We start from the raw sequence: 12,119 nt of genomic DNA on the forward strand, positions 1-12,119 counted from the left end.
TAAAGGGCTGAGCTACGGTAAACACACTCTCAGCGCGGCGAGCAACCTATCGTTGTCCCGGGGGCGTTTGACCGCCACCCTGAAGTAGCGCTCGTCTAAACCGGTGTATGAGCCGCAATCGCGAATCGCTATCCCGCGCCGCAACATCTCTACCTGCAACTTAGCCGATGTCATCGACCGCTCGCCGTCTTCGATTTCGACCAATATATAATTGGTCGACGGCTCATAAACTCTCAACCCCGCGACACCCGAGATTTCCAGAGAGAGCCGACGCGCTTCCGCTGCCAGCGACGCGGCGCTCGACTCCGCGAAATCGCCCGCCCCAAGCGCGGCGATACCGGCTTCGAGGGCGATATTGTTGACGCTCCAGGGATGCTTTTCGGCGCGCACCTTCCGCGCCAAGGCGGTTGACCCTATCATATAGCCAAGCCTTAAACCCGCAATACCGTACATCTTCGTCAGCGACCTCAAGACCACCACATTCTCGCGCGCTATAGCGTCGTTGGCGAGCGTAGCCCGCTCCGGCGCCTCGACAAAATCGATAAACGCTTCATCGATTACCCAGAGACAACCCGGCCGCTCATCGATAAGGTCGAGTAAGTCACCGCGCCCAATTGCGTACCCGCAAGGGTTGTTGGGGTTGCCGATAATCGCCATATCCGTCTCGCGCGACGCCTCTTCGAGCCGCTCCAGCGCGGTTGCGGCATCGAGTGCTTTCTCGTAGGCTATCTCGGCTCCCGTTTTCTTTAGCGCGATTTTCTTTAGCGCGATCTCGTATTCGGTAAAACTCGGCACCAGCAACAGAGTCCGCCGCGCATCCCACGCCCGCGGAATTATATATATCAGCTCGATGCTCCCGTTGCTTGCGACTATATTTTCCGGGTCGACCCGCAAGGCATCGGCCGCCGCCGCAACGAAGCTCTCCGCCTGCTGCTCGGGATACTCGCTAATGCTCTCGACCGCGCGCCTAACAGCGGCCATTACATTCTCGGGCGGCCCGTATGGGTTGATGTTGGAGCTAAAATCGACCAATTCGCCACCGTCGATTCCCAGCCGCTCCGCCAGCCGTTTTATGTTGCCCCCGTGCTCACTTAGTCTATCCGTTTCGTCACTCCCCGTTATCCCGTCCCAATATCCAATTATCGCGGCTGTCAAAAGCCGCGCCCCCGACTCTCCTACGCGGTCACAATAAAGGCCCGGTCATCGGCATAGCGTACGCCGCCATCGACGAGCCTTACCAGATAAGCGTTGCATGCGCGCGGTATCAAATGCGAGACCCGCTCGAACAACCGCTGCCCGTAGCCCGCCTCCGCGAGCATCCCCATCACGCTCCCGCTGTGCGCCACATTGACGCCGACGCCGCCCTTTCGCCTGCAAACATCTATTACGTCGGGCAAGACCGGCTTCATCAACAGCTTCTGATTGAGAAGCGCGCTCATCGAGGCCGCCTCCCCCAAAAGCCGTATATCCCAGGATTTGATGGCGGTGACCGCCATATCCAATGCTTCGCCTATTAGGTGCTCGTCGACCGAATGCGACGAGAGTTTGTTCTTATTAAAAACGACCGTATCCACCTCTTCGGGCGGCTCGAGAACGAGTATGTCGAGCGGCGGCGCGGCCCCTATCGGCTCGAACCTTAAGCCCTTCCGGTGGTCGTAGATGACGATGCCGTCGAAGAAGATGCCGTCGGTGGGCTCGATTGAGAGCGCTATCTTAGCAAGCTCCTCGGTGGAGGCGGCTTGCCCGAGGGCGAGACGCGTTGCCGTTACGGCGGCCGCGATATCGGCGGTGCTCGACGCCATGCCCTTGCCGTGCGGGATGTCACTAACGATATCGATGCTCACCCCGGCCGGGATGCCGCTCCGCTCAATCGTCAGACGGACCGCCTCGGCTGTTTTATCGAGTCCGTCCGCGACGATAACCCGGCCATTGCGCTCTACCGTCGCCGTCGCCGTCGAAAACCTATCTATCGGGCATGTGACGTGAAAATCGACGCCGCCAATCGTCCCCTGGACCAGCTCGCCGCAGCTCCCCGGCACCATCACTCTTATAGCCATTTAATATTCTATCCCCCAGCGAGCTGGAATCCCCTCATCAAAGGGGTGCTTTAACATCTTAAACTCGGTAACGTAATCGGCGATATCCATTAAGTCGCGGGGGGCGTTGCGCCCGGTCATCACCAGCTCTGTCTTGCCCTTGCAGAGCCGCGCCAGCTCGAGCACCTCGCCTAAATCGGCAAGGCCCGTCGAGAGCGCGACATTTATCTCGTCTAGAATGAGCAGCTCGCAGGAGCCGCCCTCAACCAAGTCCCGTGCTTTTTGCAGGCCCGCCGAGATATCCGCCTTTATCGTCTCGACCGGTGGATGGTCCTTTTTGAGCAAGTTCCCTCCGAAGCGCGATACCGAGACCGAATCGAAGCCCTTAATCGTCGTTATCTCACCCGACTCTTCGCTCTCGCCCTTCATAAATTGGATGATACAGACGCGAAAACCGCTCCCGACGGCGCGCACCGCAAGCCCGACGGAGGCCGTCGTCTTTCCTTTGCCGTCACCAGTATATATATGGATTAAACCGAGTTCTTTCTTCTGGTCCATCGATGTCTTTCCTAGTAGTTCACTGATAAAGATTTATACGCAATCTGCTTGCTTCAACAATTTAACCGCCAAACAATTTAACCAACTGCCCGAAGTCCGCGCCGATTAAGAAATATACCGCGCGCCCGATAAGCACGGTAATCGCCGATGCGACAAAGACGAGCCAGGCGACCTCGTTGATGTTCTTCTGGGTGAGCGCTCCTTTGGCGTCGCCCAAGAAACCGCTCGTTCTAGCTACACCGTCATAGCGGTTCGTCCCACCGAGGCGCACGCCCATTGCTCCGGCTACCGCCGCCTCGGGGTAGCCGCTGTTGACGCTGGCGTGTTTGCGCCCGTCGCGTACCGCGACCGTCAGGGCTTTTAGAGCATCCCGGCGTATCAACAGTGCGGAAATCGACAATATCAAGACCGAAACGCGAGCCGGGATGTAGTTGACGATATCGTCGAGGCGCGCGGCGGCCCATCCGAAATCCTCATACCGCTCGTTTTTGTACCCGAGCATCGAATCGAGCGTGTTGACCGCTTTATACGCCATCGCCAGCGGCGCTCCGCCTATCATGGCGAAGATTAGCGGCGCTATGACGCCGTCGACCGCGTTTTCGGAGACCGACTCTATCGTCGCGCGTACCACGTCCTTGCGCTTCATAGTCTTAGTGTCGCGCCCGACTATCTCGGCGACCTTCAACTTCGCCTCGCTCAAATCGTCGCTATCTAGCGCGCGTGCCACGTCCTTCGCGCTATCGAGAAGGCCGCGCGTCGCAATGGTCGTCGATATCAGCCAAATCGAGACGATAAACCCTAATGTAAAGTGGACCTGGTATGCAAAGTATATGATTGCCCAGGTTGTGCCCGCGCTTAACGCTACGACCACGGCGACGACCAGCGCGCCCGCAACCCGCTTCGCCGCCGCGCTCAACTCGCGGGCCAACACCCGGCCTTCGAGATAAGCGATAAAGCGGCCTATCAGGACGACCGGATGCGGTATCATCCTCGGGTCACCGATGGCAAGGTCGACCACGTAAGCAATGGCCACTTGAACCCACAACACATTAAACTCCTATCAAACTAAAGATATAATCCATATCGAGGCTCGACTCGACGACGCCGGCCAGCCTATCGAGTTCTTTATCCCGATAGACCCGGTAATCGACACCCAGGCTGTCTTTCACCAGCCCTTTGCGCTCTTTCAAATAGTCGAGAACCGACTTCCTGAAAAGGCCGTTGTCGAAGAGGCCGTGTATGTATGTGCCGAGCACCAGCCCGTCGTCCGAGACGCAACCGTCGCTGATATCTTCAGCTCCGGCGCCCCTTTTGACTATCCTGAAGGCGTCGTCGGCTCCGTTGAGCCGGTGCGTGACGCCCATATGTATCTCATAACCTGTTATTTTACCACCAGTCGCGCCGTTAAGCATCTTGCCGCCGCCCCTAACCTCGGCTTCGACCTGCACGGTGACCTTCTCGCGCGACATCCGGGTGCCGCAACTCAAGAGCCCGATACCCTCGATAGCCTTGCGGTCGCTCTCGATTCCGAACTCGTCCTCGATAAACTCGCCGAGCATCTGGTAGCCGCCGCAAATGCCGATGACCGGCGTCCCGGCGAGCCTGCTCTCCCGTATGCGGGCGGCCATGCCGGTCTCGTGGAGCGCCGCCATGTCCTCGACGGTATTCTTCGACCCCGGTATGATGATGAGGTCGGTCTCGCCAATCGGCTCCCCCGGAAAGACATAGCGCAGGTTGACGCCCGGCTCGTGCCCGAAGGTGTCGAGGTCGGTAAAGTTCGCGATGCGCGGCAGTCGAATGACCGCGATATCGACGGCGGCCCCGTTTGCGGTTACGCGGTTGGCCCGATCGAGCGCGAGCGAATCCTCGCTGTCTATCTTGAGGTCGAGCACATACGGGACGGTACCGAGCACCCTGACTCCCGTTCTTTCTTCTATGAAATCGATTCCCGGCGTCAGCAGGCTCACATCGCCGCGGAACTTGTTGATTATCAAGCCCTTCACCAAGTCGCGCTCGTCTTCGTCGAGCAGCTCGAGGGTGCCGACGAGTGAGGCGAAGACCCCGCCCCGGTCGATATCTCCAACGAGCATCACCGGAGCGCCCGCCATCTTGGCGATTCTCATGTTCGAGATATCCTCTTTTTTCAGGTTTATCTCGGCCGGGCTGCCCGCGCCCTCGATTACCACGACATCGTTGTGCGCGCGCAATATCCCCAACGATTCCTCGACCAACCCCAGGAGGCCCGCCTTTTCTTCGTGATATTCACGCGCCGAAAGGTTTTTATAGACCTTGCCGCGCACGATTACTTGAGCGCGCCGGTTGTCCGTCGGTTTTAAGAGGATTGGATTCATGTGGACGGACGGCTCGATTCGCGCCGCCATCGCCTGCAACGCCTGCGCCCGCCCTATTTCACAGCCGTCCACAGTGGGATACGAGTTTAGCGCCATGTTCTGGCTCTTAAACGGCGCCGTTTTGACGCCTTTATTAACGAGTATGCGACAGAGCGCCGCCGCCAACAGACTTTTTCCCGCGTCAGAGGAGGTCCCCTGAAACATTATGGTCTTTGCGTTCATGCTAGACCCGTGTATTCGGCGTCCGCTATCCCGAGCGCCTTGATGTCGACCGGGACGCCGGCTATCGTCAAAATCACCTTGTCCGAGAGCGCGGCGATGCGCTGGTTGATAATCCCCAGCAAGTCGCGATACCTGCGCCCCACCGGATACTCCGGCACCACGCCCATACCCACCTCGTTCGAGACGATAAGGACCGTCTTTCCCGAGACGCTTGCGGCCTTTATGACATCGACAATCTCCTCGACAATCTCCAGGTCGTTGGCTATCTTGTGCATCCGTCGCCCGACATACACCGTCACGCAATCGATGATTACCGCGTCGGCACCGTCGGCCGCCTTCTCAAAGGTCTCGGATAGCCCCCCGTCGACCTCGTAGGTGGCCCAGTTGCTCGGCCTCACGCTCCGGTGTTGTTCGATGCGCTCGATCATCTCGTCGTCTATCCCCTCGGCGGTGGCGATATACGCCACCTTGTCAAATCCCGACGCGATATTCTCGGCTAGCGCGCTCTTGCCGCTGCGCGCCCCGCCCAAAAACAAGATTACCGACCCGTTGTCTTTTTCCATAACTCCCCGCGCCGGATTCTCACCGGCTTCCCTATTCTCCGCCCAAAGCGGCGCCTGGATATCCATATGCTCTTCGATTATATGCATAAATACCTGACCATACAACCAATAGCGCGGCTCACTGCCGGTAAGTCTCTTGGCGCACCCGCCTCCGTATTCGCGGACAATAGCGGCGAGTCCCATGCATTTATCATGCGTACGCGCGGTTTCTTTGCTATAATCATAAGCGACTCGCAAACTATAGAAGCGGTGGGACAGATGGAAGAGCGCTTACAAAAATTCATGGCACGCGCCGGAGCGGGGTCGCGCAGGCAGTGCGAAAAATATATCACCGACGGCAGGGTAAAGGTCAACGGCGAGGTCGTCGCCGAACTGGGTACGAAGGTCAATCCTACCACCGACCGGGTAGAACTCGACGACAAACTGCTCCGCCTTAAAGAAGCCCATATCTACCTGGCGCTCAACAAGCCCCCCGGCTTCTTGACGAGCGTTACCGATAATTTCGGACGCCCCACGGTCATCGACCTTCTCGGCGGCATCAGCGACCGGGTTTTCCCCGTGGGCCGACTTGATTTAGACACCGAGGGTCTCCTGCTCCTGACCAACGACGGGGAGCTTGCCTTCCGGCTCACCCACCCCCGCTATAAAGTAAAGAAGCGCTATATCACCGAGGTCGAAGGCCATCCCGCCGACAGCGACCTCGCGATGCTCCGCCAAGGCATCATGCTGGAGGACGGCATAACGGCCCCCGCCGAAGTCACCATCCTCAACCGCACCAAGGCCACATCGATAGTCGAGATAACCATCCACGAAGGCCGAAAACGCCAAATACGCCGCATGTTCCAAACCGTCGGCCACGACGTCGTCATGCTAAAACGCATAGCCATCGACAACATAATCCTCGGCGACATCCCCATAGGTGACTGCCGCCACTTGACCGAGGCGGAGATAGACAAACTTTATCGGGAGGTTAGGTTGAAGTAGGGTTGTGTTTTTTGGGGGTGGTTGTTTTGATAGGACCGCCCCTTGACCGTACCTGGATGAGGGGCATGTTTTCCCAAAAGGGGAAGATACTCTTGAGGGACATCAAACACGGGTTCAGGTGGAGCAATAGTTTGCGCCCGCTCCACCTCTAAATTGTAGCGTCCACTAAAGCTCTTTCCAGTAACTTGACTCACAATTTCTCTAGCCAACGCTTCCGCTAGAAGCGATGGAACAGCATTTCCAATTTGACGCTGGATTTCAACACGAGGGCCATCGATGCGAAAGGAGCGGGGGAAGGTTTTCAAAAACCGTAAAATCGACAAGCGTGTGGCCGCTGAAACGTTCATCTCTTTCGGCTTTCATCTACGAATTGCTCTCCTTAGGTGCCCAACATTGTTTATGCTAATCCATATAATATTGCAAATCCGTTGATTTTGCCATATAACATACCGGTGATAATATATCGCGCCCTGACATTACCGCAGATTAATCAAGCTGTGAATCGATTTGTATTCTTGACATAAGTTGACCTCCGGCGTACAGGGCGGACGCTTTAGTCTCGGAGCGTTAAGCCGGCCCCGTGAAAATCGCTATAGCTCTATCGCTTGAGTAGATATTTACCGTTATAATAGAAACATGAGGCCGGAAACAGAACTTTGGTGGAAGCAAGCAAATGAAGACTTAGTAACGGCGCGGGTTAACCTGTACGCCCGGCGCTATTATGCGTGCGTGTTTTTCGCGCATCAAGCCGCTGAAAAAGCATTAAAAGCGCTTTTTATTGAAACGATGAGAGAACTGCCCACAAAAACGCATAATCTGATTGCGCTAGGGACAGCCCTAGAATCACCGGAGGAAATTATGACAAGTGTTCGAGATTTAGGACCCGAATACATAACCAGCAGATATCCGGATGCCGCCTATGGAGCGCCCGCCGAACTTTATGACGAAAAACTGGCAAGCGTACATCTTGTCCAAGCTGAGGAGATAGTTGCATGGGTCAAGCAGAAGTTAAAGTAGACAAAGAAGTGTTACGGTTTATACAGAATATTAAAAGTAATTTTAATATAGTTCGAGTTATCCTTTTTGGATCAAGAGCCGGGAATGCGGCTCTTAAAGATAGCGACTATGACTTTGTAGTCGTTTCGCCGGATTTTGAAGGAATCTTCTTTACCGCTCGCACTAAAATGCTTTATAACTACTGGCGCTTACCCCAAGCATTAGAAGCCCTGTGTTATACACCTGCCGAATTTAATGAGAAGGCCGGCCAAATTACTATTGTTCGCGAGGCCGTACGTGAGGGCATCGACTTAACGGCCGCTTGAAATCATCTCTCTCATGGTCTAGCCGTTCCCTAAATGATTTCCGCTGATTTCGCTCTATGGATGAGACAATTTCAACCCGACAATCCCGACGACGATGAATGTTACTGAGACAATCCGAAAGATGGTCGCGGGGTCTTTGAAGAGCAGTATCCCTATGACAAACGCCCCGACGGCTCCGATCCCCGTCCACACCGCATAGGCTGTCCCCATCGGTATTTGCTTTTGGGCCAGCCAGAGGAATAAGCCGCTAACGCCCATAGAGACAACAGCGAAGAGTATCCACGAGACCTTGTTGTTTGTCGTTTGCGAGAGTTTTAGCCCCAGGGGCCAGCCAATCTCAAAGAGACCGGCGATTATCAGATTAATCCAAGCCATTGTCACTCCTTAGCCATGCGCCGACGTGATTTATTAGGCAATTATTTCATTCAAGCCATCGATGACTTGCGCCATTTCTTCTTGGGACGCCCTGCCCATGAGCTTGCCGATTCGCTCGATTGAAAGTGTGCGAACTTGGCTAATCTTAGCCCGGGATTGCTTTGGCAAATTACCGGCGACTAATTCAAGGGTTAGCGGAAATCCGGCTTTTTGCGGCTGACTTGTAATCGCAACCGCGATAACGGTACCCGAGCGCTCATTGAAAACATCATTGCTTAAGATTAACACCGGTCTTAATCCCGCCTGCTCACGGCCTCGAACAGGATTTAGATCAGCCCAGCGAACCTCGCCCCTTAATATTCGGGCCATTCGCTTATATCCTCGTTCATGCCTTCTTCGGCCATTGCTTTTTCAAAAGCCGGATCAAGTTTTGCGCATTCCGTCGAAAGTCGACTGCGTTTCATTCGCCGCAATTTCTCGGACACCGCTTCCTGAACCGCCTGGCTGCGATTTTGGAAGACGCGCTCACTAACAAGCCTGTCAATCTGTTCAACATATCCCTCATCTAAAGTGATGGCAATCTTTGCTTTTCCCATGAACAGGCACCTCCCTGGTATTACCTTATATCATACCACTATATTTATTTCGTGCGTAATGTGTTGAGAGTAAGTTCAGCGCGGTAGAACGTCTGTGCTATTCTCGTGTATTGCATATCCGCAGCCCAATCGCCCTACTCCACAACCGCCTGTGTCCGCAGGTTATCCTCGATTTGGCGCCTGATGTCTTCGTCGGGGTTGAATTCGTCGAGTGGCGGCAGCTCGGCGAGGCTGCGCATGCCAAACGACTCCATGAAACGCGTCGACGTTCCGTAGAGTATCGGTTGGCCCGGCGTGTCCTGCTTGCCTTCCTCTTTTATCAAGTCGCGGTTGAGCAGCGTGTTTATGACGCCGTCTGAATTGACGCCGCGGATAGCGCCGATATCGGCCTTTGTGACCGGCTGTTTGTAGGCGATAATCGAGAGCGTCTCCAGCGCCGCCTGGGTGAGCCTGCGGTGGTCGAAAGAGATGAGGAGTTTCTCGATGTACGGACTGTATGCCGGGTGGCTATTCATCCGAAAACCACCCGCAACCTCCCTTAGCTGATAACCGCGGTCGGCGCGCTTGTATTCGTTCTCGAGGTCTTCGAGTACTTTTTTGATTTCCTCCCCGTCTACCTCGACAATCTCCGATATCTTCTCCACTGAGAGCGGTTGGTCGCTCACGAACAGCAGCGACTCGACTATCCCGCGCAATCTCACATTAGTATCGCTCACGCTATCACTCCCGATTTATCCGCTACTATGACCATGATATCCCCAAAGGTCTCCGCCTGCCCGATGTCGACGATACCCTGCTTATAAAGCTCGAGTACGGCAAGAAACGCCGTTATGAGTTCGACCTTTTCGGTGCAGTCCGCCGTCAACTCGCGGAAACTTCTCGACTTCACTCCGCGCAGCCGCTCTTTTACCCTGTCGATAAAGGTCTCGACGCTCAGCGGTTTCGGGGTGATGTGGTCGGCTTGGGTTAAACCTATCTCTTTCTTCTCGTTAATCGCAAGATAGAGTTTGCGCATCCGCTCGCGCGAGACGCCCGCAAGAAAATCGGGTATGAGGTTTTTGAACTCCTCTTCGACGCCGACATCACGGAGGTGGTATTTGCTTTCGGCGTCGTATCTCGCGGCAAGCTCCGCCGCCACGTTCTTGAATTTCTTATACTCCAGCAGCCGCGCGATTAGAATCTCGCGGGCTTCTTGCGGCGATATCTCGTCCTCCTCGGACGCCTCTTCCTTCTTCGGAAGCAGGCTCGCGGCTTTAATATCCAAAAGGGTCGCCGCTACCAGCAAAAACTCAGTGCTTATATCGAGGTCGAGGTCTTGCATCGAATCGATATGCTCGAGGTACTCATCGGCTATCCCCGCAAGCGAAATATCGTAAATGTCTATCTTCCGGCGCGAAACCAGACTTAAGAGGAGGTCAAAAGGCCCTTCATACATCTCTGATTTAATCTGATACGCCATTGTCCCGCCCCTCTTTTACCATCATCTAATGTTGAGCCTTTCGCGCACGTCTTTGATTGTCGCGCGGCAAATCGGCCTCACCTGGTGCAATCCTTCTCTTAACACCTCATCGACTATGCCCGGCGCGCGCTCTATTTCGGCGCGTTTCTCCCTGAACCCGGTGAGCGAGTCGACAATCCTATCGGCCAACTCGCGCTTGCACGCCATACATCCCCACGCGGCCTCGCGGCACTTTACCTCTATCTCCTCAAGCTCCGCCGACGGCGTATAAACCTGGTGCATCGGATAGACGACCATGCACACATCCGGGCTGCCCGGGTCGGTCTTTTTGATGCGCGCCGGGTCGGTTATCATCTGGTTAACCTTCGTGCGAATCGTATCGGGCTCGTCCGAGAGGTAAATCGAATTATTATAGCTCTTACTCATCTTGCGGCCATCTATGCCTAGAAGCCGTTTGACAGGCGACAGCATCGACTGCGGCTCCGCAAAATAATCCCCGTATAGGAAGTTGAATCGTCTTACTATCTCGCGGCCAAGCTCCAGGTGCGGTAGTTGGTCTTCGCCGACGGGCACCACTTCGCCCCGTGGCAGGATGATGTCGGCGGCCTGCAATATCGGGTAGCTCAAAAAGCCCGACGTTGAAATATCTTTCCCGGTCAGCTCCTGGACGACCTCTTTATAGGTCGGATTCCGCTCCAGCCACGAAACCGGCGTTATCATCGATAGATAGAGGTATAACTCCGCTACCTCCGGAATCTCGGATTGCTTATACATAAAGCACTTCTTCGGGTCGAGACCGACCGCCAGCCAATCGATGACCATCTCACGGGTATCGTTGGCTATCTCGCCGACGTCATCGTATTTGGTGGTCAGCGCGTGCCAATCCGCCACAAAAAAGAGGCAATCATAATCATCCTGCAGGCTCACCCATTTTTGCAGCGTCCCGAAGTAGTGCCCCAGATGGAGTCTTCCGGTCGGCCGCTGCCCGCTTACAACTCGTTTAGCCAAATAATATTCATCTCCTTGTTTGTCAGCTTACAGCTTATCTTCTCGGGTCTACGCGGGCAACCCCGCGTAGACAAACCGCAACATAAACTCGATTGGCGGGCCCAGAACCGTGCTTAAGAATCCCGGCACGAGAAAGACGAGGCCCAGGAGGATGATAAACCCGTACTGCTCGAAACCGTACCAGGCGTCCTGCATACTCTCGGGTAAGAAATAGGGGATTATTTTCGAGCCGTCGAGCGGCGGAATAGGCAACAGGTTAAAGATGCCGAGCATCACGTTTATCCATATCGTAACGCCCAGAAGCGTTGAAACGACCTCCGGCATCGGCAGATAAAAGAGCCTCGCCAAAAGGTATGCCGCCGTAAAGTTGGCGAGCGGCCCCGCCAGGCCTACCAGCATCATGTGTTTGCGCGGGTCTTGGAACCGGTGCGGATTGACCGGAACCGGTTTAGCCCAGCCGAAGCCCGCGACGATTATCATGAGCGTACCCAAGGGATCGAGGTGTTTAAGCGGGTTGAGCGTCAATCGTCCCTGGTCTTTGGCGGTCGAATCTCCGTATAGGTGCGCTATCTTTCCGTGCATAAATTCGTGGACCGTAACGGCGATAAGCAGCGCCGGTATTCTAAAAAGCATACTCTCTAAATT

Annotated in this window: 17 protein-coding genes; 3 read left to right on the top strand and 14 right to left on the bottom strand. The window is 55.2% G+C overall.

Translation table 11 applies throughout. The features are described 5' to 3' along the window. Positions 1-12: 12 nt before the first annotated feature. From KGZ93_01200 to cobU, 6 genes are all read right to left on the bottom strand, one after another. Positions 13-1,155 (bottom strand): threonine-phosphate decarboxylase, encoded by a 1,143-nt coding sequence (locus KGZ93_01200; GenBank protein ID MBS3908242.1) that lies wholly within the window; start codon positions 1,153-1,155, stop codon positions 13-15. 20 nt (positions 1,156-1,175) lie between these two features. Further along, a complete protein-coding gene (locus KGZ93_01205; protein MBS3908243.1) occupies positions 1,176-2,057 on the bottom strand; it encodes a GHMP kinase in 882 nt (293 codons plus the stop codon). Next, on the bottom strand, positions 2,058-2,594 hold the full coding sequence (locus KGZ93_01210; protein ID MBS3908244.1) for a cob(I)yrinic acid a,c-diamide adenosyltransferase: 537 nt from the start codon (positions 2,592-2,594) through the stop codon (positions 2,058-2,060). Between the two features lie 61 nt (positions 2,595-2,655). Further along, a complete protein-coding gene (gene cobD / locus KGZ93_01215; GenBank protein ID MBS3908245.1) occupies positions 2,656-3,642 on the bottom strand; it encodes a cobalamin biosynthesis protein CobD in 987 nt (328 codons plus the stop codon). A gap of 1 nt (position 3,643) precedes the next feature. Continuing rightward, complete coding sequence (locus tag KGZ93_01220; GenBank protein ID MBS3908246.1) at positions 3,644-5,167, bottom strand: cobyric acid synthase; 1,524 nt, start codon at positions 5,165-5,167, stop codon at positions 3,644-3,646. Beyond that, on the bottom strand, positions 5,164-5,913 hold the full coding sequence (gene cobU / locus KGZ93_01225) for a bifunctional adenosylcobinamide kinase/adenosylcobinamide-phosphate guanylyltransferase (protein ID MBS3908247.1): 750 nt from the start codon (positions 5,911-5,913) through the stop codon (positions 5,164-5,166). The genes KGZ93_01220 and cobU overlap by 4 nt, the downstream gene beginning before the upstream one ends. A gap of 75 nt (positions 5,914-5,988) precedes the next feature. On the opposite strand from cobU, the gene KGZ93_01230 reads away from it, so the two are divergent. Then, complete coding sequence (locus KGZ93_01230) at positions 5,989-6,714, top strand: rRNA pseudouridine synthase (protein ID MBS3908248.1); 726 nt, start codon at positions 5,989-5,991, stop codon at positions 6,712-6,714. Here the strand turns inward: KGZ93_01230 and KGZ93_01235 are convergent. After that, complete coding sequence (locus tag KGZ93_01235; GenBank protein ID MBS3908249.1) at positions 6,690-7,061, bottom strand: DNA cytosine methyltransferase; 372 nt, start codon at positions 7,059-7,061, stop codon at positions 6,690-6,692. The two genes, KGZ93_01230 and KGZ93_01235, sit on opposite strands and share 25 nt — an antisense overlap. Before the next feature lie 289 nt (positions 7,062-7,350). On the opposite strand from KGZ93_01235, the gene KGZ93_01240 reads away from it, so the two are divergent. Both KGZ93_01240 and KGZ93_01245 read left to right on the top strand, forming a co-directional pair. Beyond that, positions 7,351-7,731, top strand: coding sequence for a HEPN domain-containing protein (locus tag KGZ93_01240; protein ID MBS3908250.1), 381 nt, complete (start codon positions 7,351-7,353; stop codon positions 7,729-7,731). Then, positions 7,707-8,036: a nucleotidyltransferase domain-containing protein gene (locus tag KGZ93_01245; protein MBS3908251.1), complete on the top strand. Its 330-nt coding sequence runs from the start codon at positions 7,707-7,709 to the stop codon at positions 8,034-8,036. The genes KGZ93_01240 and KGZ93_01245 overlap by 25 nt, the downstream gene beginning before the upstream one ends. Positions 8,037-8,090: 54 nt before the next feature. Here KGZ93_01245 and KGZ93_01250 read toward each other — a convergent pair whose 3' ends face one another. The 7 genes from KGZ93_01250 to KGZ93_01280 form a co-directional block, all read right to left on the bottom strand. After that, positions 8,091-8,411, bottom strand: a complete 321-nt coding sequence (locus KGZ93_01250; protein ID MBS3908252.1) for a multidrug efflux SMR transporter — start codon at positions 8,409-8,411, stop codon at positions 8,091-8,093. 33 nt (positions 8,412-8,444) lie between these two features. Next, complete coding sequence (locus tag KGZ93_01255) at positions 8,445-8,780, bottom strand: type II toxin-antitoxin system PemK/MazF family toxin (protein MBS3908253.1); 336 nt, start codon at positions 8,778-8,780, stop codon at positions 8,445-8,447. Continuing rightward, positions 8,765-9,007 carry a ribbon-helix-helix protein, CopG family gene (locus tag KGZ93_01260; GenBank protein MBS3908254.1) on the bottom strand — a complete coding sequence of 81 codons (243 nt, stop codon included), beginning with the start codon at positions 9,005-9,007 and terminating at the stop codon, positions 8,765-8,767. Before KGZ93_01260 ends, KGZ93_01255 begins: the two co-directional genes overlap by 16 nt. Before the next feature lie 134 nt (positions 9,008-9,141). Then, complete coding sequence (gene scpB / locus KGZ93_01265; GenBank protein ID MBS3908255.1) at positions 9,142-9,723, bottom strand: SMC-Scp complex subunit ScpB; 582 nt, start codon at positions 9,721-9,723, stop codon at positions 9,142-9,144. Then, entirely contained in the window at positions 9,720-10,466 is a 747-nt protein-coding gene (locus tag KGZ93_01270; protein MBS3908256.1) for a segregation/condensation protein A, read from the bottom strand. The genes scpB and KGZ93_01270 overlap by 4 nt, the downstream gene beginning before the upstream one ends. Before the next feature lie 21 nt (positions 10,467-10,487). Further along, positions 10,488-11,474, bottom strand: a complete 987-nt coding sequence (gene trpS, locus KGZ93_01275) for a tryptophan--tRNA ligase (GenBank protein MBS3908257.1) — start codon at positions 11,472-11,474, stop codon at positions 10,488-10,490. 48 nt (positions 11,475-11,522) lie between these two features. Continuing rightward, a complete protein-coding gene (locus tag KGZ93_01280) occupies positions 11,523-12,107 on the bottom strand; it encodes a site-2 protease family protein (protein MBS3908258.1) in 585 nt (194 codons plus the stop codon). Between the last annotated feature and the right edge of the window lie 12 nt (positions 12,108-12,119).

The organism is Actinomycetota bacterium, from assembly GCA_018333515.1.
Classification (GTDB): domain Bacteria; phylum Actinomycetota; class Aquicultoria; order Aquicultorales; family Aquicultoraceae; genus Aquicultor.

Coding starts and splice junctions, on each gene's coding strand:
- KGZ93_01205 (MBS3908243.1), bottom strand. CDS start 2,057: ATGGCTATAAGAGTGATGGTGCCGGGGAGCTGCGGCGAGCTGGTCCAG.
- KGZ93_01210 (MBS3908244.1), bottom strand. CDS start 2,594: ATGGACCAGAAGAAAGAACTCGGTTTAATCCATATATATACTGGTGAC.
- KGZ93_01220 (MBS3908246.1), bottom strand. CDS start 5,167: ATGAACGCAAAGACCATAATGTTTCAGGGGACCTCCTCTGACGCGGGA.
- cobU (MBS3908247.1), bottom strand. CDS start 5,913: ATGGGACTCGCCGCTATTGTCCGCGAATACGGAGGCGGGTGCGCCAAG.
- KGZ93_01230 (MBS3908248.1), top strand. CDS start 5,989: ATGGAAGAGCGCTTACAAAAATTCATGGCACGCGCCGGAGCGGGGTCG.
- KGZ93_01235 (MBS3908249.1), bottom strand. CDS start 7,061: ATGAACGTTTCAGCGGCCACACGCTTGTCGATTTTACGGTTTTTGAAA.
- KGZ93_01240 (MBS3908250.1), top strand. CDS start 7,351: ATGAGGCCGGAAACAGAACTTTGGTGGAAGCAAGCAAATGAAGACTTA.
- KGZ93_01245 (MBS3908251.1), top strand. CDS start 7,707: ATGGGTCAAGCAGAAGTTAAAGTAGACAAAGAAGTGTTACGGTTTATA.
- KGZ93_01250 (MBS3908252.1), bottom strand. CDS start 8,411: ATGGCTTGGATTAATCTGATAATCGCCGGTCTCTTTGAGATTGGCTGG.
- KGZ93_01255 (MBS3908253.1), bottom strand. CDS start 8,780: ATGGCCCGAATATTAAGGGGCGAGGTTCGCTGGGCTGATCTAAATCCT.
- KGZ93_01260 (MBS3908254.1), bottom strand. CDS start 9,007: ATGGGAAAAGCAAAGATTGCCATCACTTTAGATGAGGGATATGTTGAA.
- KGZ93_01270 (MBS3908256.1), bottom strand. CDS start 10,466: ATGGCGTATCAGATTAAATCAGAGATGTATGAAGGGCCTTTTGACCTC.
- KGZ93_01280 (MBS3908258.1), bottom strand. CDS start 12,107: ATGCTTTTTAGAATACCGGCGCTGCTTATCGCCGTTACGGTCCACGAA.